The sequence below is a fragment of the Caballeronia zhejiangensis genome (assembly GCF_022879815.1).
Taxonomy (GTDB): domain Bacteria; phylum Pseudomonadota; class Gammaproteobacteria; order Burkholderiales; family Burkholderiaceae; genus Caballeronia; species Caballeronia zhejiangensis.
In genome coordinates, this window is record NZ_CP084283.1 from 2,058,168 (window position 1) to 2,078,348 (window position 20,181).

Annotated in this window: 20 protein-coding genes; 13 read left to right on the top strand and 7 right to left on the bottom strand. The window is 64.7% G+C overall.

Going from position 1 to position 20,181, the window contains the following annotated elements; all coding sequences use genetic code 11:
- Positions 1-295: 295 nt before the first annotated feature.
- The 5 genes from LDZ23_RS09895 (at position 296) to LDZ23_RS09915 (ending at position 3,755) form a co-directional block, all read left to right on the top strand.
- Positions 296-772 (top strand): CreA family protein, encoded by a 477-nt coding sequence (locus LDZ23_RS09895; RefSeq protein ID WP_008342297.1) that lies wholly within the window; start codon positions 296-298, stop codon positions 770-772.
- A 74-nt stretch (positions 773-846) separates the two neighbouring features.
- Positions 847-1,668, top strand: a complete 822-nt coding sequence (locus LDZ23_RS09900; RefSeq protein WP_008342298.1) for a helix-turn-helix transcriptional regulator — start codon at positions 847-849, stop codon at positions 1,666-1,668.
- Between the two features lie 137 nt (positions 1,669-1,805).
- Entirely contained in the window at positions 1,806-2,507 is a 702-nt protein-coding gene (locus tag LDZ23_RS09905) for an AzlC family ABC transporter permease (protein WP_085955274.1), read from the top strand.
- Positions 2,504-2,827, top strand: a complete 324-nt coding sequence (locus LDZ23_RS09910; RefSeq protein WP_008342300.1) for a branched-chain amino acid transport AzlD family protein — start codon at positions 2,504-2,506, stop codon at positions 2,825-2,827. The genes LDZ23_RS09905 and LDZ23_RS09910 overlap by 4 nt, the downstream gene beginning before the upstream one ends.
- Positions 2,828-2,990: 163 nt before the next feature.
- Positions 2,991-3,755 (top strand): DUF4088 family protein, encoded by a 765-nt coding sequence (locus tag LDZ23_RS09915; protein ID WP_008342301.1) that lies wholly within the window; start codon positions 2,991-2,993, stop codon positions 3,753-3,755.
- 8 nt (positions 3,756-3,763) lie between these two features.
- Here the strand turns inward: LDZ23_RS09915 and LDZ23_RS09920 are convergent, their stop codons facing one another.
- The 3 genes from LDZ23_RS09920 to LDZ23_RS09930 all read right to left on the bottom strand — a co-directional run bounded on the left by LDZ23_RS09920 (position 3,764) and on the right by LDZ23_RS09930 (position 6,779).
- Entirely contained in the window at positions 3,764-5,884 is a 2,121-nt protein-coding gene (locus LDZ23_RS09920) for an ATP-dependent helicase (protein WP_033537094.1), read from the bottom strand.
- A gap of 150 nt (positions 5,885-6,034) precedes the next feature.
- A complete protein-coding gene (locus tag LDZ23_RS09925; RefSeq protein ID WP_008342303.1) occupies positions 6,035-6,292 on the bottom strand; it encodes a hypothetical protein in 258 nt (85 codons plus the stop codon).
- A gap of 70 nt (positions 6,293-6,362) precedes the next feature.
- A complete protein-coding gene (locus tag LDZ23_RS09930; protein WP_033537095.1) occupies positions 6,363-6,779 on the bottom strand; it encodes a hypothetical protein in 417 nt (138 codons plus the stop codon).
- Positions 6,780-7,076: 297 nt separating this feature from the next.
- Here LDZ23_RS09930 and LDZ23_RS09935 point away from each other — a divergent pair, with 297 nt between their 5' ends.
- From LDZ23_RS09935 to fumC, 4 genes are all read left to right on the top strand, one after another.
- Complete coding sequence (locus tag LDZ23_RS09935) at positions 7,077-7,298, top strand: RNA-binding S4 domain-containing protein (protein ID WP_008342305.1); 222 nt, start codon at positions 7,077-7,079, stop codon at positions 7,296-7,298.
- A gap of 221 nt (positions 7,299-7,519) precedes the next feature.
- Positions 7,520-8,968, top strand: a complete 1,449-nt coding sequence (locus LDZ23_RS09940) for an MATE family efflux transporter (RefSeq protein ID WP_034472804.1) — start codon at positions 7,520-7,522, stop codon at positions 8,966-8,968.
- 406 nt (positions 8,969-9,374) lie between these two features.
- Positions 9,375-10,949, top strand: a complete 1,575-nt coding sequence (locus LDZ23_RS09945) for a phospholipase D family protein (RefSeq protein ID WP_033537110.1) — start codon at positions 9,375-9,377, stop codon at positions 10,947-10,949.
- Between the two features lie 26 nt (positions 10,950-10,975).
- The gene (gene fumC / locus LDZ23_RS09950; protein WP_008342308.1) at positions 10,976-12,382 is read left to right on the top strand and encodes a class II fumarate hydratase; all 1,407 of its coding nucleotides are present in this window, start codon (positions 10,976-10,978) and stop codon (positions 12,380-12,382) included.
- Between the two features lie 27 nt (positions 12,383-12,409).
- On the opposite strand, the gene LDZ23_RS09955 is transcribed toward fumC, so the two are convergent.
- Both LDZ23_RS09955 and LDZ23_RS09960 read right to left on the bottom strand, forming a co-directional pair.
- Positions 12,410-12,931 (bottom strand): acyl-CoA thioesterase, encoded by a 522-nt coding sequence (locus LDZ23_RS09955; RefSeq protein ID WP_033537097.1) that lies wholly within the window; start codon positions 12,929-12,931, stop codon positions 12,410-12,412.
- Positions 12,932-12,983: 52 nt separating this feature from the next.
- Positions 12,984-13,127: a hypothetical protein gene (locus tag LDZ23_RS09960; RefSeq protein ID WP_200889189.1), complete on the bottom strand. Its 144-nt coding sequence runs from the start codon at positions 13,125-13,127 to the stop codon at positions 12,984-12,986.
- A gap of 146 nt (positions 13,128-13,273) precedes the next feature.
- Here LDZ23_RS09960 and LDZ23_RS09965 point away from each other — a divergent pair, with 146 nt between their 5' ends.
- Both LDZ23_RS09965 and LDZ23_RS09970 read left to right on the top strand, forming a co-directional pair.
- Entirely contained in the window at positions 13,274-14,023 is a 750-nt protein-coding gene (locus LDZ23_RS09965; protein ID WP_008342310.1) for an ArsR/SmtB family transcription factor, read from the top strand.
- Between the two features lie 134 nt (positions 14,024-14,157).
- The gene (locus tag LDZ23_RS09970; protein ID WP_008342311.1) at positions 14,158-16,152 is read left to right on the top strand and encodes a DUF6600 domain-containing protein; all 1,995 of its coding nucleotides are present in this window, start codon (positions 14,158-14,160) and stop codon (positions 16,150-16,152) included.
- Positions 16,153-16,217: 65 nt separating this feature from the next.
- Here the strand turns inward: LDZ23_RS09970 and LDZ23_RS09975 are convergent, their stop codons facing one another.
- Positions 16,218-17,189, bottom strand: coding sequence for a thymidylate synthase (locus LDZ23_RS09975; RefSeq protein WP_008342312.1), 972 nt, complete (start codon positions 17,187-17,189; stop codon positions 16,218-16,220).
- 150 nt (positions 17,190-17,339) lie between these two features.
- Positions 17,340-18,719, bottom strand: a complete 1,380-nt coding sequence (locus LDZ23_RS09980) for a sigma-54 dependent transcriptional regulator (protein ID WP_008342313.1) — start codon at positions 18,717-18,719, stop codon at positions 17,340-17,342.
- Between the two features lie 655 nt (positions 18,720-19,374).
- Here LDZ23_RS09980 and LDZ23_RS09985 point away from each other — a divergent pair.
- Positions 19,375-19,575 carry a hypothetical protein gene (locus tag LDZ23_RS09985; RefSeq protein WP_008342315.1) on the top strand — a complete coding sequence of 67 codons (201 nt, stop codon included), beginning with the start codon at positions 19,375-19,377 and terminating at the stop codon, positions 19,573-19,575.
- Positions 19,576-19,676: 101 nt separating this feature from the next.
- Positions 19,677-20,174 (top strand): dihydrofolate reductase, encoded by a 498-nt coding sequence (locus tag LDZ23_RS09990; RefSeq protein WP_008342320.1) that lies wholly within the window; start codon positions 19,677-19,679, stop codon positions 20,172-20,174.
- Positions 20,175-20,181 lie beyond the last annotated feature (7 nt).

Here is a 20,181-nt window from a genome sequence, read left to right on the forward strand (position 1 = left end):
ATCACATTACGAATCTGTAAGCCGCAAGAAAGTGATGATAGGACGTCGCCTACACGCATTTCGGACACGCACGGCTAACGCGGGCGGCGCATCCTCGCGATACTGAAACCGTCGAAAACAACATGCGAAGGAGGACAACATGCCTTATCTACTCGGATGGCTGCTCGGCGTGCCGGTCATCGTGCTGGTGATTCTGTATCTGATCTTTCATTGACCGCATGCGGGCACGAGATGCATCGAAGAGCCAAGGGCGTCGATACAATACGACGCCCTTTCTCTTTTCCGAAGGATGACGATGAACCGCTCCGTCCTCGCGCTCGCCGCATCGCTCGCACTTTTCTCCGGCGCCGGACTCGCGCACGCGGAGGAAATCGCGAGCGTCAACACCAACTTCCGCTTCACCGGATCGGACCGCGTGACCGTCGATGCGTACGACGATCCGCTCGTCCAGGGCGTCACCTGCTATGTGTCCCGCGCGCGCACGGGCGGCGTGAAAGGCACGCTGGGCATCGCCGAAGATCCGACGGAAGCGTCGATCGCGTGCCGCCAGGTCGGGCCGATCAAGATAGCCGAACCGCTCAAGCAGAAAACCGACGTGTTCTCGGCCGGCATGTCTTTCATCTTCAAGACGCTGCATGTGGTGCGCGTCGTCGATACGAAACGCAATACGCTCGTCTATCTGACTTACAGCGACCGCATCGCGACCGGCAGCCCGAAAAACAGCGTGACGGCGGTTCCGATGCCCGAGGGCACGACCATACCGGTGAAGTGACACGCAACTGTCCGGCCGGGCGCGAAGCAAAGTTGTAAACTGGGCGATTCCGCTTATCTCAGAATTGCTCGATCATGCACGCCGACCGTTTCCGCAATGCCGCACGCTACTGGCGCTCGCCGCTCGTGCCGGACGCGGACATGGTCACGGCCGAATACTACGATCACGAATTCTCGCCGCACTGGCATGACGCCTATACGGTGCCCGTGATCGAGGCCGGCGCGGAGTGCTTCGACTATCGCGGCGCGCATCACGTCGCCGAAGCCGGTTCGGTGCCGGTGATCAATCCCGGCGAAGTGCATACCGGCGCGCGGGCCGTCGATGCGGGCTGGCGCTATCGCGTGTTCTATCTGCCGGTGCCGTTCGTCGAAACTCTCGCGCGCGACCTGTCGGGGCGGCCGGAATCGTCGCCGTGGTTTCCGGATGAAATCATCCGCGATCCCGATCTCGCGCGGCGTTTGCAGATCGCGCATCGCCTGCTGGAAAACGGCGCCGACCCGCTCGCCGCGGAACTGGCGCTCGTCGATGCAGTGACGACGCTGCTCGGACGCCACGCGCTCGAACGTCCGCGCATCGCGCCGCTCGCCGCCGACGCGCACCGCGTCACGACGATGAAATCCCGCCTCGCCGACGATCTCCTCGAACCCGTCACGCTCGCCGAACTCGCGCAGACGGTCGGTCTCTCGACCTTCCACGCCGCGCGCCTCTTCACGCGCGAAACCGGTCTCGCGCCGCATGCGTGGCGCAATCAGCTGCGGATCGTGCGCGCGCTGCCGGCGTTGCGCGCGGGCGCATCCGTGACGGATGTCGCGGCGGCGAGCGGTTTCACGGATCAGAGTCACTTCACGCGCCATTTCAAGCGCACGTTCGGCGTGCCGCCCGGCCGCTGGCGTTAGGCGGTCCGGCCTCGGGAAAGCGCAAGAACGTACAAGCATTCTCATCGACGTTTTGCGTATCCTCGCTTCCATAGGAGGAAATCTTGAAAGCAACACCTTTGCGCGAATTCGCCGCCGGCGCACGCGACACCATCCCGATGATGATCGGCGCCGCGCCCTTCGGCGTGATCTTCGGCACGCTCGTCACCGCAAGTCCGCTCACGCTCTGGCACGGCCAGTTGATGTCGCTCGTCGTGTTCGCGGGCTCGGCGCAGTTCATCGCGGTCGGCCTGATCGCGTCGCACGCGAGCTTCGCCGTCATTCTGGCGACGACGCTCGTCGTCAATCTGCGTCATGTGCTCTATTCCGCGACGCTCGCGCCGTATGTCGCGCATCTGCCGCGCCGCTGGCGCTGGGCGCTCGCGGGCATGCTCACCGACGAGGTCTTCGCCGTCGCCTACGCGCACTATCGGAAGCGCGCGCCGGGCGAGATCGGGCCGCACTACTTCTTCGGCTCCGGCGTCGCGATGTATCTGAACTGGCAGTTGTGGACGCTCCTCGGCCTCCTGTTCGGCGCCGCGTTTCCCGGACTGAAATCGCTCGGGCTCGACTTCGCGATGGTCGCGACGTTCATCGCGATCGTCGTGCCGCAGCTCGTCGCCGTGCGCTTCGTCGCGGCGGCGCTCGCATCGGGCGTCCTGTCCTTCGCGTGGCAAGGCTGGCCGTACAAGCTCGGCCTGCTCGCGGCGGTGTTCGTCGGCGTGGCCGTCGGCATGCTGCTCACGCTGATGGAAAACCGTCCGCAGGCGAAGGGCCACGCGAAACATCGTCTGAAGAACGCGAAGGAGCGCACGCAATGAACTACGTCACGCTGATCTTCGGCATGGCGGCCGTTACGTTTGCGATCCGCGCCGCCGTGTTCGTGCTGGGCGAACGCCTGCCCTTTCCGCCGATCGTCCGCACCGCGCTTTCGTTCGTGCCGGTGACGGTGCTCACCGCGATCATCGTGCCGATGACCGTCTCGCCGCACGGCAACGGCGCGGAAATCACCTGGCGCAATCCGCAGCTCGTGGCTGCGATCGTCGCGATCATCGTTTGCGCGTTCACGAAACGGCCGCTTTTGACGATTGCCGTGTCGCTCGCGGTGTTTTTCGCGTGGCAGTTCGCCGTGCTGCGCTAAACGTTTTCTCTCCATCAGCCGTTAAACGGCTTTCAAAGAGCATCGAAGAATCCTCAAGTTCCTGAAGCGCGCGCCGATAACAGAAACGAATGGACTCCGCCTGAGACGCGGCGCCGACAGCTTTTCCCGCCTTCGGAGATCGAAGGCGGAACCGGGAACCAACATGCGTCAAATCACCTTATCGTTACGCGACGAGACCATCGCTTCGCTGCAGCGCGATTTCGAAGCGTTCACGCGTCTGTCGCTGAAGCTGGATCCGCAATTCGTCACGCCTTCGTTCGAGGACTTCCTGCGCGCGAAGCTCCTGGACAACAACACGCCGCTCACCGAGCAGGCGGTGCAGCGCATGCTCACGCACGGCCAGTACGCGTGGGCGAAGCGCGCGCTCGACAAGGAGTTTCCGGACGTCGTCGAGATCCTGATCCGGCAGGCGGCCGAGCACGGCTTCGCCTTCGCGATCCGCGCGGACTGGACCGCCGAGGATCTCGTCAAGGCATCGCGCGCGTGGGCGACGGCGATCGTCACCGAAGCGGACGGCGACGTATCGCAAGTCGACATGCTCGCCTCGCAGATCAAATCGGCGGCGGCGGATATTCGCGAAGTCGAGGAAAAGATGCAGACGCCCGCATGGCGTCTCGCCGATTCGCTACGTCAGCGCGTGTATGAAACCAAGATTTCGGTGGAGACGAGCATCGGTTCGACCGCGCGCGAGAAGCTCGGCGAACTGCGCTGCCTGCTGCGGCTCGGCATCTTCTATGGCTCGATCCAGAAGCAGGAAGCGCAGCAAGTGCTGGAATATCTGCGCTCGCTGCGGCCCGAGCTTTTCGTCGAAGAGCCTTACGACGGCTACACACGCTTCGCAGCATGGCTGCGCAGCATCTTCTCGCCGTCGCCGCGCGCGCCGCGTGCATCGCGCGCGCAGCGCTGAGATTCAGGTCAGTCCCACATTCCCTTTAGGCGCGCCGCGATATCGATCTTCGCTTTCGCGGCCGCAGCCAGCCCCGCCGCCGTCGGCGCAGCGGGCGCGATGACGGGCGGCCACGCGGCCGCTTCGAAGTTCTGCATCAGATGCGGCGGAATGAAACGCGTGCGCTGCGCCCATACGTGACGGTCGCCGAGATGCGTCTGGTTGTACACGTAGAAGCGCTGCGGCGTGATGATGTGCAGGTCTTCCTTCGCGCGCGTCATCGCGACGTATAACAGCCGCCGTTCCTCGTCGAGTTCTTCGTCGCTGCCCGTGCCGAGATCGGACGGAATGCAGCCGTCGACGCCGTTCAGCACGAACACGTTGCGCCATTCCTGGCCCTTCGCCGAATGGATCGTCGAGAGAATCAGATAGTCTTCGTCGAGCAGCGGCACGCCGGATTCGTCGCTGGTCGCGTCGGGTGGATCGAGCGTCAGTTCGGTGAGAAAGCGCTCGCGCGTGGGATACGTCGCCGCGATGCTTTCCATCTGCAACACGTCGCCGATGCGGATCGCCGCGTCCTCGTGATTGCGTTCCAGATGCGGCTCGTACCAACGCCGGATCATTTCGAACTCGGCGGGCCAGCCGGAGTCGCGGCCGCAGAGCTTCGCCATCAGGCCGACGAAACGCGGCCAGTCCTCCGACGCGCGCGCGGGCGCCTGAAACGCGGCGATCGCATTCGACGCCACCGCGTCCGGCGCGCTCACGCTGTCGAGCAGGCGCCCGGCGATCGCCGGTCCGACGCCCGGCAACAACTGCGCGACGCGAAAGCCCGCGACGCGATCGCGCGGATTCTCGGCCCAGCGCAACACCGCGAGCACGTCCTTGACATGAACGGAATCGAGAAACTTCAGCCCGCCGAACTTCACGAACGGAATGTTCCGGCGCGTCAATTCGATTTCGAGCGCCGCGCTGTGATGCGCGGCACGAAACAGCACCGCCTGCGCCTTGAGCTTCATGCCGCCTTCGCGCGCTTCGAGCACTTTTTCGACGACATAGCGCGCCTGATCGGCTTCATCGGCGACGGCAACGACGCGCGGCTTTTGCGCCGATGCCTTGTCGGTCCACAGATTCTTCGTGTAGCGCTCGGTCGCGAGGCCGATCACCGCGTTCGACGCTTCGAGAATCGGCAAGGTCGAACGATAGTTGCGGTCGAGCGTGACGGTCGCGGCGGGCGGATCGAAGTGGCCGGGAAAATCGAGGATGTTGCGCACCGTCGCGCCGCGAAACGAGTAGATGGATTGGGCATCGTCGCCGACGACGGTGAGGCCGCGCCCGTCCGGTTTCATCGCGAGAAGAATGGATGCCTGCAGACGGTTCGTGTCCTGATATTCGTCGACGAGAACGTGATCGAAGCGGCTCGCGAGATCGGCGGCAATCGACGGCTCCGCCGCGAGATGCGACCAGTAGAGCAGCAGATCGTCGTAATCGAGCACGCTTTGCGCCTGTTTCGCGCTGACGTACGCGGCGAAGAGGCGCTTCAGGTCCGCTTCCCACTCGCGGCACCACGGATACGACTGATCGAGCACGGTCGCCAGGGACGCGCCGGTGTTGACGACGCGCGAGTAGATCGCGAAGCACGTCGATTTGGCGGGAAAGCGCTTTTCCTTCGGCGACAAACCGAGCTCGTGCCGCACGAGGTTCATGAGATCGGCCGAATCCTCGCGATCGTTGATGGTGAACGACGGCGCGAGCCCGACGAGATCGGCGTATTCGCGCAACAGCCGCGCGCCGACGCTATGGAACGTGCCCGACCACGACAAACCCTGCGCGATTGCGCTTCTCGTGCCGAGCGCGTTCATTGCGATGCGCGACACCCGCCGCGTCATTTCGAGCGCCGCGCGGCGCGAAAACGTGAGCAGCAGGATGCGATGCGGATCCGCGCCTTTCACCAGCAGATGCGCGACGCGATGCGCGAGCGTGTTGGTCTTGCCCGATCCCGCGCCCGCGATGACGAGCAGCGGCCCGCCCGCGCGCCCCGGTTCGTCGACGCCGAATTCGACGGCCTGACGCTGCGCCTCGTTGAGCTTCGCGAGATAGTCGGCGACCTGTTTCGTGGTGGATTCGTCGGCGGTGTCGGGGAGCGTGAGCACGGGAGAAAAGGCGGCGGGAAATGAGTGACGCACACTGTATATCCATACAACCCGCACGCGCAAGCCTTTGGCTCGACAAGGGTTTTGGCCCCAAATGCAACGAGCCCGGCTCGCACGGAACCGGGCTCGCATCGCTGGAAAAGATTTGCGTCAGTCGGCCTTCTTCGCGTTCTTGAGCTTCGCTTCGGCGGCGGCTTCATTGGCGTCCGATTGCGCCTCGGTCTTTTTCTTGTCGGCCTTGGCTTGCGCGACGGCCGCCTTCTTGTCGGCCTTGCTCTGTTCCTTCGCGGCCTTTTGATCGGCGGCAGTCGGCGTATCCGACGTCGTTTGTGCGAACGATGCCACGCTCGCGCTCGCGAACGTCCCCGCGATCAGCGCGGCCAGCAGTGCATGAGTTTTTCGATTCATGGTCTTCTCCCTTGTTCGATGCCGCGAGCCGCGCCAAACGCGAGCTCGCGGCGATTCCCGGTTCGCCCGCTTAATGCTGCAAGCCGGTGTCCTTCGGTGCGTTCGGCTCGGTCGCGTTCAATTCGGCCTTGGCGGCGTCCTTGTCCGCCTTGCGATTGATCTTCGCGTTCTTCACCTCTTCCTTGTACTGCGCCTTGGCCTGCTCGGTTTGCGCCTTCAATTCGGCCTTCGACGCCTTCTTCGACGCGCTGTATTCGGCGTTCGCCTTCGCATTGGCATTGCGGCGCTCGACGAGCGGATCGGTCGGCGCGGGCGCGACGAGGTTCTGCGGCGGCGGCGTCATCGGCTGTTGGGCTTGCATCGGCTGCACTTGCGCTTGCGTTTGAGTCTGCACCGGTGCGGACTGGGTCGCGGTTTGCGCATAGGCGCCCGAAGCGGCGAACGTGGCGATGGCGGAGCCGATCAAAAGGATTCGTGCGCGAGTCATGAGCTAGTCCTCTCTTTAGTTGGCGTCGGCGGCGCTCTTACGACGGTGAAACGAGCGATCCGCGCGACTTTTGTCGATTGGAAAGATGACCGAAGCTGCATCGATCAAATGGTCGGACCGGCGGTCAATCGGGCAAGTTCGCGAAAATCAGTCACTGTTACCGACGGTTTCATCTGGCTACATTTGCCAACGAGCGCGCTTGAGTGGGGATTACCGGTCCTCGCGATCCCTGAGCACGGCGCATGCCCGGCGTGGTTTATCATTGAGCCCTTCCCGCATTCCCGCCTTGCCCGCCTCATGCCGCCACTCCAATTCACCCTGACGGGCGACTTCATCGAACTCCACAATCTGCTCAAGCTGATGGGCCTCGCGGACAGCGGCGGCTCGGCGAAGGCACGCGTCGCCATGGGCGATGTCACCGTCGACGGCCAGGTGGAACTGCGCAAGACCTGCAAGATCCGCGCGGGTCAGCGAGTGAAGCTCGACGGCCAGACGATTTACGTGCGCGCGCCCGATTAAGCGCGCGGCGATTTGCGCGCACACGCCGCGCAATTGCGAAAATCCGGGCATAAGCAAACGCGTCATCGACATGCCGCACGCGACGCAATAAGCTGACGGTCTGTTCTTTCGTTCTGGTTTCAGCGTCGGTTCCCGTCAGCGCGTTTGCGCTTCGATCCTTGCCCCCTCGCGTTCCAGTCCGGCCGCACTCATTGCGGCCTTTTCGTTTCGATCCGATCAACATGCAACCGCCAGTCACGCGCGCCGCGCGCGCGCATCAAGGACCGCCGAGCCTCTCGCGTCACGCCGTCGACACGGCGCGTCTCGCCGCGCCGCTTGCCATCGCGCAGCTCTCGCAGATGGCGATGGGCGTCACCGACACCATCCTGCTCGGCTCGCTCGGCCCCGATGCCCTCGCCGCGGGCGGCCTCGGCGCGAATCTCTTTTTCGTCGTCGTGACGCTCCTGCAGGGCGTGCTGACGTCCGTTTCCGTGTCGGTGGCGCATGCGCGCGGCGCGAATGCCGATCATCGCGTGCCAGGCATCTACTGGACCGGGTTCGTGCTCTCCTTGCTGCTCGCCGTGCCCGCGTTCGTGCTGCTGAGCTACGCCGAACCGATCCTGCTCGCGTTCCACGAACCCGCGACGCTCGCGAAGAACGTCGGCGAATACTGCGCGGTGCTGCGCTGGGGGACGCCCGGCAGTCTGATCGGCGTCGGGATGATGCGCGCGTTTCTGCCCGCCATTGGCGCGGCGCGCAGGCTCTTGTGGATCTCCATCGGCGGCGTGTTCGTCAACGGCTTTCTCAACTACGGCCTGATCCACGGCGCGTACGGCCTGCCGCGCGAAGGCTTCCTCGGCTCGGCGGCGGCGACGACGATCACCGTCTGGGGCATCGCGATCGCGCTCGTCGCGGTGCTGCATCTGCGGCCGCGCTACCGGCATTTCGTCGCGCGCGCGCGCCCGCGCCTGCCGCTGATGGGCGAACTGTTCAGCATCGGCTGGCCCGTCGCGATCACCTACGGGGTCGAATCGACGCTCTTTCTCGCCACCGGCATGATGGTCGGCCTGCTCGGCGAAGCGCCGCTCGCCGCGCATCAGATCGCACTCAACGTCGCGTCGGTCGCGTTCATGGTGCCGCTGGCGATCGGCCAGGCGGCGAACGTGCGCGTCGGCTACTGGGTCGGCGCGGGCGTGCCTGTCGCCGCGCGTCACGCGGGCTTCGTCGCGCTCGCGCTCGGCGTCGGCTTCATGATGTGCTCCGGGCTCGTGCTGATCGCCGTGCCGCGCGCGATCGTCGGGCTGTATCTGCATCTCGACGATCCCGCCAACGCGCATACCGTCGCGCTCGCGGCGTCGCTGCTCGGCGTCGCGGCGGTGTTCCAGATCGTCGACGGCATGCAGACGGTCGGCTCCGGCTGCCTGCGCGGCCTGAAGGACACGCGCATTCCGATGCTCGCCGCCGCGTTCGGCTACTGGGGCGTCGGCTTTCCGACCGGCTATGTGCTCGCGTTCCACTTCGAACTCGGCGCGAAGGGCCTGTGGTGGGGCCTCGCGGCCGGGCTCGCGAGCGTCGCCGTGCTGATGACGCTGCGCTTCCATCGCATCAGCCGGCGCTTCATCGAAACCGGCATCACGCCACGGCCGGACGACGCCGGCGCCGCGAGCGCCGCGCCGCACGGTCACGTCTGATAAGCACACGATCCGCGCGCCGATTTGCATAGCACGAATGCTTGGTTGGGCCGCGCGGCGCGCATTGCTACGATGAACCCGTCTCCTCCTTGAGACATCTGTGACAGGGGTTGTAGGCCCGCTCTAGCCAGCGGGCTTTTTTTCGTCCGTACGCCACCGCCCAGTGCAACGTTCGGCGCTTTCCCGATTTCCCATAGAATAATTTCGAGATCCGGCGCGAGTACGCTCCTTGCTACTTTCGTGCTGAAGACCGAAAACGCGAAAACGTCGCCGAGCGCTTCACGAGCGGCGACCAGAACGGGGAATCGAAGTGTCGGAAAACCGGGGATTGCGGGAAATCGCGCGCCGCGACGCGCGCGCACGAACATTCGGCGCCGCCGTGCGCAACATCGCCGTCATCGTGACGATGACGACGCTCGTCGCCGCTTGCGAGACGCGCCCGCCCGCGACGGCGTTCGACCGGCCGGAGAGCCACGCGCTGGCATCGACGGAAACGACGCCCCTCGCGACCGCCCTCGCGCCGCTCGAGAAACGGCATCCGGACGAGTCGGCGGTGCGCCTGCTGCCGACCGGCACCGACGCGCTGCAGGCGCGCATCGCACTCGCGCGCGCGGCGACGAAGACGCTCGACATGCAGTACTACATCGCCAACGAGGACAACACCGGCAAGCTGCTGCTCGGCGCGGCGCTGTATGCGGCGGATCGCGGCGTGCGCGTGCGCATGCTCGTCGACGATCTGAACTTCAAGGACATCGACCAGATCATGGCGGCGCTCAATTCGCACGACAAGATCGAGATTCGCGTGTTCAACCCGTACGGCAGCGCGCAACGCAGCTTCTCCGAGCGCACGCAGAATTTCTTCACGAATCTCAGTCACTTCACGCGCCGCATGCACAACAAGGCGATGATCGCGGACAACCAGATCGCGATCGTCGGCGGCCGCAATCTCGGCGACGAGTACTTCAGCGCGAGCCCGACCTTGCAGTTTCGCGATCTCGACGTCTTCGCCGCCGGTCCGGTCACGCAAGAAATATCCGCGAGCTTCGACGATTACTGGAACAGTTCGCTCGCGTACCCGCTGCGCGCGCTCAACAAGCAGAAGTTCGACGCCCGCGAACTCGACAAGACCCGCGACGACTTGCGCAAGCACTGGCGCGAGCAGGCCGATCCGCTGAACGCGAAGCCGCTCAATGCGACGCCGCTCGCGCAGCAGATCGCGCGCGAGGAAATGGGCCTCGTGTGGGCGCCGACGGAGTTCCGGGTCGATTCGCCATCGAAGATCGAGCATCCGAGCGACGACTATAAAAGCCCGCCGATGGAGCGCCTTGTCGCTCTGCTGAAGGACGCGCAGAGCGAATTCCTGATCCTGTCGCCCTACTTCGTGCCGCACGACGCGGGCGTGAAGGCGCTCGCCGGTCTGACGAAGCGCCGCGTGCGCGTCGCGGTGCTGACGAATTCGCTCGCCGCGACCGATGCCGTCGCCGTGCAGGCGGGCTACGCGCCGTATCGCATTCCGATGCTGCAAAGCGGCGTCGAACTGTACGAGTTCAAGCCGATTCAGGTCGAAGGCGAAAGCAGTCCGCGCGCGGGTCTCTTCGGCTCGCAGTCGCGCGCGAGCCTGCACGCGAAGGCCTATGTGATCGATCGGAGTATCCTCGTGATCGGCTCGATGAATCTCGATCCGCGTTCGGCGAAGCTCAATACCGAGCTCGCGCTCGTGATCCACAGCAAGCCGATCGCCGAGGAAGCCGCGAAACTCTTCGAGAACGGCATTTCGCCGAAGGTGAGCTGGCAGGTGCAACTGGCGAGCGCGGCGGTGACGGAGGAGCTTCGGCGCACGGGCGCGCCGCAGTCGGGCCTCGTCTGGATCACCGAGGAAAACGGCAGTCTCGTCACCTACAATTTCGATCCCGAGGCAGGTCTTTATCGCAATGCGATGACGGGCCTCTTCATGATGCTGCCCGTCGACAAGCAGCTTTGATCCAACTTCGTAAGGAAACTCACGCCATGTCACACGATGCGAAGGGCGACGTACGGATGGAGAAGGACACGTTCGGCGAGATCGCCGTGCCGAACGACAAGCTCTGGGGCGCGCAGACGCAGCGCTCGCTGCAAAACTTCAAGATTTCGACGGAAAAGCAGTCGCCCGAGCTGATCACCGCGCTCGCGATCATCAAGCACGCCGCCGCGGAAGTGAACGAAGGCCTGAAGGTGCTCGACTCGAAGAAGGCGAAGGCGATCGTTCAGGCGGCCGAGGAAATCATCGACGGCAAGCATCCCGACGAATTTCCGCTCGCCGTCTGGCAAACCGGCTCGGGCACGCAGACCAACATGAATCTGAACGAGGTGATCGCCAATCGCGCGAGCGAAATCATGGGCGGTCCGCGCGGCGAGGAGCGCCTCGTGCATCCGAACGACGATGTGAATCGCGGCCAGTCGTCGAACGACGTGTTTCCGACCGCGATGCACGTCGCCGTGGCCGTGGCGATCAAGAAGCATCTGCTGCCGTCGCTGAAAACGTTGCGCGATACGCTCGACAAGAAGGCGAAGGCGTTCGACAAGATCGTGAAGATCGGCCGTACGCACTTGCAGGACGCGACGCCGCTCACGCTCGGGCAGGAGTTTTCGGGATACGTCGCGCAGCTCGATCAGAGCATGAAGCACGTCGAGGCGACTTTGCCGCATCTGTATCAGCTCGCGCAGGGCGGCACGGCGGTCGGTACGGGGCTGAACGCGCATCCGGAATTCGCGGTGAAGGTCGCGCAGGCGATCGGCAAGCTCACCGGCCTGCCGTTCGAGACCGCGCCGAACAAGTTCGAGGTGATGGCCGCCGCCGATGCGCTCGTCGCCGCGCACGGCGCGCTGAAGACGGTCGCGGCGAGCCTGATGAAGATCGCCAACGACATCCGCTGGCTGGCGAGCGGACCGCGCTGCGGGTTGGGCGAGCTGTCGATCCCGGAGAACGAGCCGGGCAGCTCGATCATGCCGGGCAAGGTGAACCCGACGCAATCCGAAGCCGTCACGATGCTCTGCTGCCAGGTCTTCGGCAACGATGTCGCGGTGAACTTCGGCGGCGCGAGCGGCAACTTCGAGCTGAACGTGTTCCGGCCGATGATCGCGCACAACGTGCTGCAATCGGTCCGCCTGCTCGCGGACGGCGCGCAGAGCTTCAACGATAACTGCGCGGTGGGCATCGAGCCGAACGAGAAGCGCATCGACAGTCTGCTGAACGAATCGCTGATGCTCGTGACGGCGTTGAATCCGCATATCGGCTATGACAAGGCCGCGCAGATCGCGAAAAAGGCGCACAAGGAAGGCACGACGCTGAAGGCCGCCGCGCTCGCGCTCGGTCACGTGACCGAGCAGCAGTTCGATGAATGGGTCAAGCCGGAGGAAATGGTGGGAAAAAGGTAAGCGCGTTCTTGCCCGAAGAGCGGCGGGTTACACCTTCCCCGCTGCCACCTCTTCCGGCTTCAGCTCGACGATTGCATCGAGCGCGTCCTTCACGTCCATCGCGTATTTCGCGAGGCGCTTTTCCTCTTCCGTTTCCGGCACGAACGCAGGCACGGGCGTCGGCTGGCCTTTTTCATCGACGGCGACGAAAACCATCAGGCAATCGGTCGTCTGCTGAAGCTCGCCGACTTTCGGATCGCCCGCATGCACGGAAATGTGGATGTGCATGCTGGTGCGCCCCGTCGTCACGACGCGCGCGCGCAATTCGACCAGATTGCCGACGAGAATCGGCCGCCGAAAACGGATGTTGCCGACGCTCACCGTGACCGCATAGCGCCCGGACCACATCGCGGCGCAGGCGTAGGCGGTTTCGTCGATCCATTTCATCAGCGCGCCGCCGTGCACCTTGCCGCCGAAATTCACCGAAGTCGGCTCGGCGAGAAAGCGGAAAGTGGTTTCCGCACGGCTTTTCGGGACGGCTGGAATGGGGGATGAGGTCGGCGTATTCATGGGAAGCCCGTCTGATGCGGAAAATGAATGCCGATTATAGGGTCGGCAATATTCAATCGTGGACGGTGATGCCCTGATCGATCGTGCCGTACATCGTGATGCTGCCGCCGCTGCCCGCCGCTGACGACGGCGCGCCCGCGCAGCCCGCGCAGAGCACGAGAACGCCTATAGCGCTCGCGAGAATGAATCTGGCCATGGAATTCTCCCCTGCTGCCTCGAAATGCCAGCGGTCATTCTAGCGCCGCGCCTCGCGCATCGACATTTCGGCGCACGGTGAAACGTCGGTTGCGCGATCGCGCTACAGTGGACGCATCGACTACTTCGCCCGATACGGAAATCGCCATGAACCCCGCTTTCGACGACGCCGATTCCCGCGCGCGCCATTTTCCCGGCCTGTCGCGCATCGGCGCGCTGATCGCGGATCCGGGCCGCGCCGCCATGCTCTGGTCGCTGATGGACGGCACCGCGCGCCCCGCCGGCGAACTGACGATGATCGCGGGGCTGTCGCCATCGGCGGCAAGCGGGCATCTCGCGCGGCTGACCGAAGGCGGACTGCTCGCGCTCGAAGTGAGCGGACGGCATCGGTACTACCGGATCGCGACGGCGGATATCGCCGCGGCCATCGAAGCGCTCGCCAATCTCGCGCGGGCGAGCGCGCCGCAGCGCGCGCCGGAACGGCCGCCTTCCGCCGTGCCTGTCGAAATGCGTTTCGCGCGCACCTGCTACGACCATCTGGCGGGCGAGCTCGCCGTGCAGCTCTTCGAGCGGATGATCGCGCGCAACTGGCTCGCCGCCGCCGATCGTCACGACGCCGCGCACGGCCCCGCCGCGCTCGACGCCACGCCCGAAGGCGCGCAGGCGTTCGCCGAACTCGGCATCGATCTGAAGGCGCAGCGCGCGCGGCGGCGACGGTTCGCGTGCACCTGCATCGACTGGAGCGAGCGCCGGCCGCATCTGGGCGGCGCGCTCGGCGCGGCGTTTCTCGACGCGTGCGAGTCGCACGGCTGGATCGAGCGCACGGCGAAACGCCGCGTCCTGCGCGTGACGCCCGCGGGGCATCGGCATTTCGAAGGCTTCCTGTCCGCGCGATAAAGCTTTGTTACGCGCGCCTGCGAGCCGTTACAAACGGCATCGTACGGATACAGGCGCCGGCGATACATTGATCCGACAGGTCTCGCGAACTCAGTGCGCCGAACGGAACGCACGCGCGGCCGCCGGAGAACGTAATGAAGATCAAGATCGCCGCTTTGTGCGTGCTTTTGTCGGCATCGGGGCTTAACGCGTTCGCGCAAACCGGACAAGGCGATCCGCCCGGACGCATCGCGCGGCTCAACTACATGGCGGGCACGGTGACGACCGAGCCAGCGGGCGCATCCGACTGGTCCTACGCGCAGATCAATCGTCCGCTGACGACGGGCGATCAACTCTGGAACGACGAGAACGCGCGCTCCGAACTGCATATCGGTTCGACGGCGGTGCGGCTCGGGTCATCGACGGCGCTGTCCGTCCTCGCGCTCGACGACGACACCGTGCAACTCAAGATCGCCCAGGGCACGCTGTCGACGCGCGTGCGCGAACTCCCGCCCGGCACGACCTACGAGATCGACACGCCGAACACCGCGCTCGCGATCACGACGCCCGGCGAGATGCGCGTCGACGTCGCGCCCGATGGCCGCGCGACGACCGTGACGGTGCGAAGCGGCGGCGTCACCGCGTACGGCGACGGTGGCTCCGTGCAACTCGCGGGCGGGCAGCAGATGACGTTCGAGGGCACGAATCTGCAGCAGGCATCGGCGAATGCGGCGCCCGCGCCCGACGCGTTCGATGAATGGGCCGCCGGGCGCGACGCATCCGAAGATCGCTCGATTTCGGCGCGATATGTATCGCGCGACGTGCCCGGTTATCAGGATCTCGACGCCAACGGAACGTGGCGCAACGATCCGTCGTACGGGCCGGTCTGGACGCCGACCGCCGTGTCCGCCGACTGGGCGCCGTATCGTCAGGGACATTGGGCCTGGCAGGATCCGTGGGGATGGACATGGATCGACGACGCGCCGTGGGGCTTCGCGCCGTATCACTATGGCCGCTGGGCGTATATCGGATCGCGATGGGCGTGGGTGCCCGGCCCGATGGACGTCAGCGCGCCGCCCGCGTATTCGCCTGCGCTCGTCGGTTTCGTCGGCGATGGCGATGGCGGCCCCGACTGGAACGTCGCGGTGACGGTCGGCGGCATCGCGGCGGCGGGCGTCGCGTGGTTTCCGCTCGGACCGGGCGAAGCGTGGCGTCCGCATCGTGATGGCTGGAGTCCGCGTTATTTCGAACGCGTGAACCGCAATGTCTATGTGCGCAATACGTACGTCAACTATCACGCGCCGCGCGGGCTGACGGCCGTGCCGACGAACCTGTTCGTGCTTGGCCAGCCGGTCGGACGTCAGCCGTACGCGGTCGATCCGTCGCGCTGGCGCCATCCGCGCTTCTTCGCGGGCGCGCCGGGCATTGCGCCGACGCGCGACAGCTTCGCGCCCGGTGGGCGACGCGCGAGTTATCAGCCGCCGCAGGCCGGATTCGGACGACCGGTGGTCGCGACACGCGCGCCCGTCGCGCCGCCGGCTTTTCATGACCGGTACGTGCAGCAGAATCGCGATCCGCGCGGCGGGTACGGCGCGCGCAACGAACAGGTGCATCTCGTCGCGACGCATGGACCGGCGCGGTCGGTCATCGCGGGGGGCGCGTTGCCGGCGCCGGTTCCCGCTCAGCCTGCGCAGCCGCATGGCTACGGCGTTGCGCATCCGCCGCAGGCTGCGCAATTCGGCGCGAACGATCCGCGCTTCGCGCATGGGGATTCATCGCGCGGACATGCCGTTTCGCGCGAGCCGCGCGCGCCGCAGCAGGCGTATCAACCGATGTGGCAGCGTCAACGCGCAAACGATGCGCCGCACGTCGATCAACGCATGCCGATGCATTCGATGCAGCCGCAGCCCAATCACGCGTCGCCGGAGGCGTATCGCCAGGCGCGGGTCGAACAGCCGCGCCATGAGATGCCGCCGCCTCATCCGCAGCCGGAAGCGCAGCGGCCGCAGCCTCACCAGGAGCCAACGCGTCAGCCGATGCATCAGGAAGTTCGTCAGGCTCCGCCGCCGCAGATGCAGAATCGGGAGCCTCATCAACCGCAACAACCGCAACAGCAACGTGGCGGCGGCAACGAGCACCATCGCGGTTAAGACCCCAAAAACAAAACGCGCGGCCTCGACCGCGCGTTTTCTTGTGCAAAGCGACGAAACCCGGCTTATACGGCCATCGGCGCCGTGAGCGCGTCGTGATGCTTGTAGCCTTCGAGCGCGAAATCCTTCGGCTCGATCTTCTCCAGCCATTCCGGTTCATAGCGCTTCGTCACCGCGTAATCCGGCACGCGATCGGAGATGATCAGTTGCGGCGAAGGCAGCGGCTCGCGCTTCAGTTGCTCGTGCAGCATGTCGAGCTGGTTTTCGTAGATGTGCGCGTCGCCGATGAAGTACGTGAACCAGCGCGGCTTGTAGCCCGTCAGCCGTCCGACGAGATGCAGGAGCGCCGCGCCTTCGGTCAGATTGAACGGCGTGCCGAGGCCGACGTCGTTGCTGCGAATGTACAGACACAGCGAAATCTCGCGCGTCACCGCGTTCGGGATGAACTGATACAGCAGATGGCACGCGGGCAGCGCGATCTCGTCGAGCTTCGCCGGATTCCACGCGTGAAACAGAATGCGCCGGTCGGTCGGGCGCTCGATGATCGTGTCGAGACATTGACGCAACTGATCGATCGCCTTGTACAGCAGCACCTGCTCGCGCCCGTTTTCGACGAAACTCGTCACGAGCTGATAGCCGCGATTCGTGGCGTCGGCGATCTGGTCGCCCGCGCAGGCGTCGACGAGCTTGTACGCGGGCCACTTGCGCCACTGCACGCCGTAGACGTCGCCGAGATCGTCCGGACCCTGGCGATACGGATTCTCGAGCCACTCCGGATTCTCGTTGGCGTTGGCGTCCCACACCTTGCAGCCGAGCGCGCGAAAGTCCGCCGCGCTCTTCGACGCGCGCAGAAAGCCCACGAGTTCGCCGATCGCCGACTTGAACGCGAGCTTTTTCGTGGTCACGGCCGGGAAGCCTTGCTGCAGGTCGAAACGCAGCATCGCGCCGGGCATGCTGATCGTGCGGATGCCCGTGCGGTTTTCCTGCCAAGTGCCGGTATCGAGAATCGTCTGGACGAGCTCGAGATACTGTTTCATTCGATGTTCCCTGGGTACGCTGCGCGCCCTCGCGAGCGGAAGGCGTAAATGATCGATTTTACCAAGCGATGGATGCGGGCGCTTAGTGCAGCGGCACGAAAAAACGGGCGCCTTGTGGCGCCCGTCCGGTGTTCGTCCGCGACCTGGCTGTCAGCCGCGCGTGGCGTGTTCCGAGGGCGCATCGACCTCGATGTGACGCATGCCATGCGCGCTCAACAGCCGATACAGCGTCACGCGCGAGATGCCCAATTCGTGCGCGGCGTCGCCAAGACGCCCGCGATGGCGCAGCAGCGCGAGTTCGATCGCCTGTCGTTCGGCGGCCTCGCGCGCCTGTGCGAGCGAGACCGGCGCGACTTCGACGTATTCGCCGAGTTCGAGATCGCGCGCTGTGATCTGGCGCCCTTCCGACATCACGATGGCGCGCCGCACGCGGTTGATGAGCTCGCGCACGTTGCCCGGCCAGCCGTAGTTGTGGATCGCGGCGATCGCATCCGGCGAGAATCCGCGCAGCCGACGGCTCGCGTCCTTCTTGAAGCGGTCGAGCATGTGCTTCGCGAGCAGCTCGATGTCCTTGCCGCGCGCGCGCAGCGGCGGCTCGTCGATCTGCAGCACGCACAGCCGGTGATACAGGTCCGCGCGAAAGCGCCCTTCGATCATCGCGGTCTGCATGTCGACGTGCGTCGCGGAAATGATGCGCACGTCGACGGGCGTCGAGCCGTGTCCGCCGAGGCGCTCCACCTTGCGCTCCTGCAGGAAGCGCAACAGGCTCGCCTGGCTTTCGAGCGGCAGGTCGCCGATTTCATCGAGGAACAGCGTGCCGCCATTGGCCGCTTCGACACGGCCGATCTTGCGTTGATTCGCGCCCGTGAAAGCGCCGCGTTCGTAGCCGAAGAGCTCCGATTGCAGCAAATGCGCGGGAATCGCGCCACAGTTGATCGCCACGAACGGCTGATCGCGGCGCGCCGAGCGCTCGTGAATGGCAACAGCCGTGAGTTCCTTGCCGGTGCCGGATTCGCCGGAGATGAACACGGGCGCATCGGTCATCGCGACTTTGCGGATCGAGCGGAAGAGCGCGAGCATCGCGTCGCACGAACCGACCATTTCGCCCTCGGCGCGGCCCTCGCTGCGCGCATCGTTCGACGCGGCGTCATGCAGCGAAACCATGCCGTACGCATGACCGACGGAATCGACGATGCGGTCGTTGGACGTCGGCAGCGTCACGTAATCGAAGCAATAGTCGCGAATGAGACGCCGCACGGCAGCGTCTTCCAGTTGCCCGGCAACCGTGGCCGCGACCCAGCCCACGTTGGTCATCGTCAGCGACGATTCGAACGCCGCCAGTTCATGAGATTCGAAATGACTCGACAGATCGAGCAGCCCGCCGGTCGCCAGATCGCTGCGCAAAGCCTTGCGCGTGTCGCGCGCGTTCGCGACGATTTCGATATGCCAACCGCGCTCCTCGAATCGCGCGCACAGCGTCTCGCTTGGATCGCGAGTCACATAGATGAGTTGCCGCCGAGCGACGTCCATTATTCAGATCCTTTGTTCAACATTCGTTGAAAAGGTCACGTAGTTCAAGGCTCGCGCTACATCGCAAACTTCGTTGCCCTCGCACGTTGCTCGCAAACGTCTGGAGAGGATTTGCCATTCGAACCGTCGCCCCCGGGACACGGCGCGAAACACCACGCACCCTTCCACGAAACCCTTTATGTCTGATTCTGCGCCGTTTTTGAGAGACTACTATAACCCAGAAACCCCGGAAACAAATATCGCGAGAGTCGCCGGATTAGCCACAAAACCTTGACAGGACGGCCTTGGCAAGAATTTCTCACACGATTATCAACGAGATTGCGCACAATTTAATAAGACAAAATCTTATACCGATTTCGCCGGAAGTTCACGTTTTTCTGCCTTCATGTTTCAGCAGTGAAACGTTTACAGCCGAATTTTTGCTGCGGACTTTCGTCGGATTTTCGCGATTCATTGCGCAGCAACGCTCTGCCGGACATGGCACGCAATTCGCTCCAATAGAACCGCGCTCGAAGGTAAGAAATACTCGCTGCCGAACGAGCGTTCATCTTTATCCCTGCATTCGACTCCCGCTTAATCGTTTTACCGAGAAAGCGATTACTTTATTTCCGGATATTTCCGTGGCGGGAATTTATTACTTGGTTATGTCGTCACGATGGCACGCGATAGTTCTTTAAGGCGCGGAGAAACAACCGACGCGCATCAAAATGGCGAGAACGCGGACGAATCCGCCGCGTCGGGCCTGCCCGACGATCGTCCGACTGGCTCGGGCGTCAGCGTGACGCTATGGGACGAGATCGCGCCGCCCCCATGGCACACGACGCTGCCGCTCGGCGACGAAGCGCCGGAGGCGTAGGCCCGCGCGGCGCGCCGAGCGCTGGCCGCGCCGCAAGCGTCGGTTAGAATCGTCACCCGGCCGCGCTGCCCGCGCGCGCCAGCTTGCCGGACTTCTATTCCATGACGACGCTGACTCTGATCGTCGCCCGCGCGCGCAATGGCGTGATCGGACGCGAAAACCAACTGCCCTGGCGCCTGCCCGAGGATCTCGCCTTCTTCAAGCGCACGACGATGGGCGCGCCCATCATCATGGGCCGCAAGACGCATGAATCCATCGGCAGGGCGCTGCCGGGGCGGCGCAATATCGTCGTGTCGCGCGACGGCACCCGGCGCTACGAAGGCTGCGATGTCGTGACGAGCCTCGAAGCGGCGCTCGCGCTCGAACCGGCGAAGGAAGCGTTTCTGATCGGCGGCGCGCAGTTGTATCAGGATGCCATTGCGCGTGCGGACAAGATGATCGTCACCGAGATCGACGCCGATTTCGATGGCGACACGCGCTTTCCGGCGCCCGATCCCGAGTTGTGGCGCGAAGTGTCGCGCGAGCCGCATCGCGCAGCGGCGCCGAACGATTTCGCGTTCGCCTTCGTGACCTACGAGCGCATCGCCTCGTCGGAATGAAGCCGGA

What these genes read in the sequence shown, in the direction of transcription:
- LDZ23_RS09955 (WP_033537097.1), bottom strand. Translation starts at nt 12,931, where the DNA reads ATGAATACGCCGACCTCATCCCCCATTCCAGCCGTCCCGAAAAGCCGT.
- LDZ23_RS09940 (WP_034472804.1), top strand. Translation starts at nt 7,520, where the DNA reads ATGCAACCGCCAGTCACGCGCGCCGCGCGCGCGCATCAAGGACCGCCG.
- LDZ23_RS09910 (WP_008342300.1), top strand. Translation starts at nt 2,504, where the DNA reads ATGAACTACGTCACGCTGATCTTCGGCATGGCGGCCGTTACGTTTGCG.
- LDZ23_RS09935 (WP_008342305.1), top strand. Translation starts at nt 7,077, where the DNA reads ATGCCGCCACTCCAATTCACCCTGACGGGCGACTTCATCGAACTCCAC.
- LDZ23_RS09945 (WP_033537110.1), top strand. Translation starts at nt 9,375, where the DNA reads ATGACGACGCTCGTCGCCGCTTGCGAGACGCGCCCGCCCGCGACGGCG.
- LDZ23_RS09905 (WP_085955274.1), top strand. Translation starts at nt 1,806, where the DNA reads ATGATGATCGGCGCCGCGCCCTTCGGCGTGATCTTCGGCACGCTCGTC.
- LDZ23_RS09930 (WP_033537095.1), bottom strand. Translation starts at nt 6,779, where the DNA reads ATGACTCGCGCACGAATCCTTTTGATCGGCTCCGCCATCGCCACGTTC.
- LDZ23_RS09975 (WP_008342312.1), bottom strand. Translation starts at nt 17,189, where the DNA reads ATGAAACAGTATCTCGAGCTCGTCCAGACGATTCTCGATACCGGCACT.
- LDZ23_RS09970 (WP_008342311.1), top strand. Translation starts at nt 14,158, where the DNA reads ATGAAGATCAAGATCGCCGCTTTGTGCGTGCTTTTGTCGGCATCGGGG.
- fumC (WP_008342308.1), top strand. Translation starts at nt 10,976, where the DNA reads ATGTCACACGATGCGAAGGGCGACGTACGGATGGAGAAGGACACGTTC.
- LDZ23_RS09895 (WP_008342297.1), top strand. Translation starts at nt 296, where the DNA reads ATGAACCGCTCCGTCCTCGCGCTCGCCGCATCGCTCGCACTTTTCTCC.
- LDZ23_RS09960 (WP_200889189.1), bottom strand. Translation starts at nt 13,127, where the DNA reads ATGGCCAGATTCATTCTCGCGAGCGCTATAGGCGTTCTCGTGCTCTGC.
- LDZ23_RS09900 (WP_008342298.1), top strand. Translation starts at nt 847, where the DNA reads ATGCACGCCGACCGTTTCCGCAATGCCGCACGCTACTGGCGCTCGCCG.
- LDZ23_RS09925 (WP_008342303.1), bottom strand. Translation starts at nt 6,292, where the DNA reads ATGAATCGAAAAACTCATGCACTGCTGGCCGCGCTGATCGCGGGGACG.
- LDZ23_RS09965 (WP_008342310.1), top strand. Translation starts at nt 13,274, where the DNA reads ATGAACCCCGCTTTCGACGACGCCGATTCCCGCGCGCGCCATTTTCCC.
- LDZ23_RS09990 (WP_008342320.1), top strand. Translation starts at nt 19,677, where the DNA reads ATGACGACGCTGACTCTGATCGTCGCCCGCGCGCGCAATGGCGTGATC.
- LDZ23_RS09980 (WP_008342313.1), bottom strand. Translation starts at nt 18,719, where the DNA reads ATGGACGTCGCTCGGCGGCAACTCATCTATGTGACTCGCGATCCAAGC.
- LDZ23_RS09985 (WP_008342315.1), top strand. Translation starts at nt 19,375, where the DNA reads ATGGCACGCGATAGTTCTTTAAGGCGCGGAGAAACAACCGACGCGCAT.
- LDZ23_RS09915 (WP_008342301.1), top strand. Translation starts at nt 2,991, where the DNA reads ATGCGTCAAATCACCTTATCGTTACGCGACGAGACCATCGCTTCGCTG.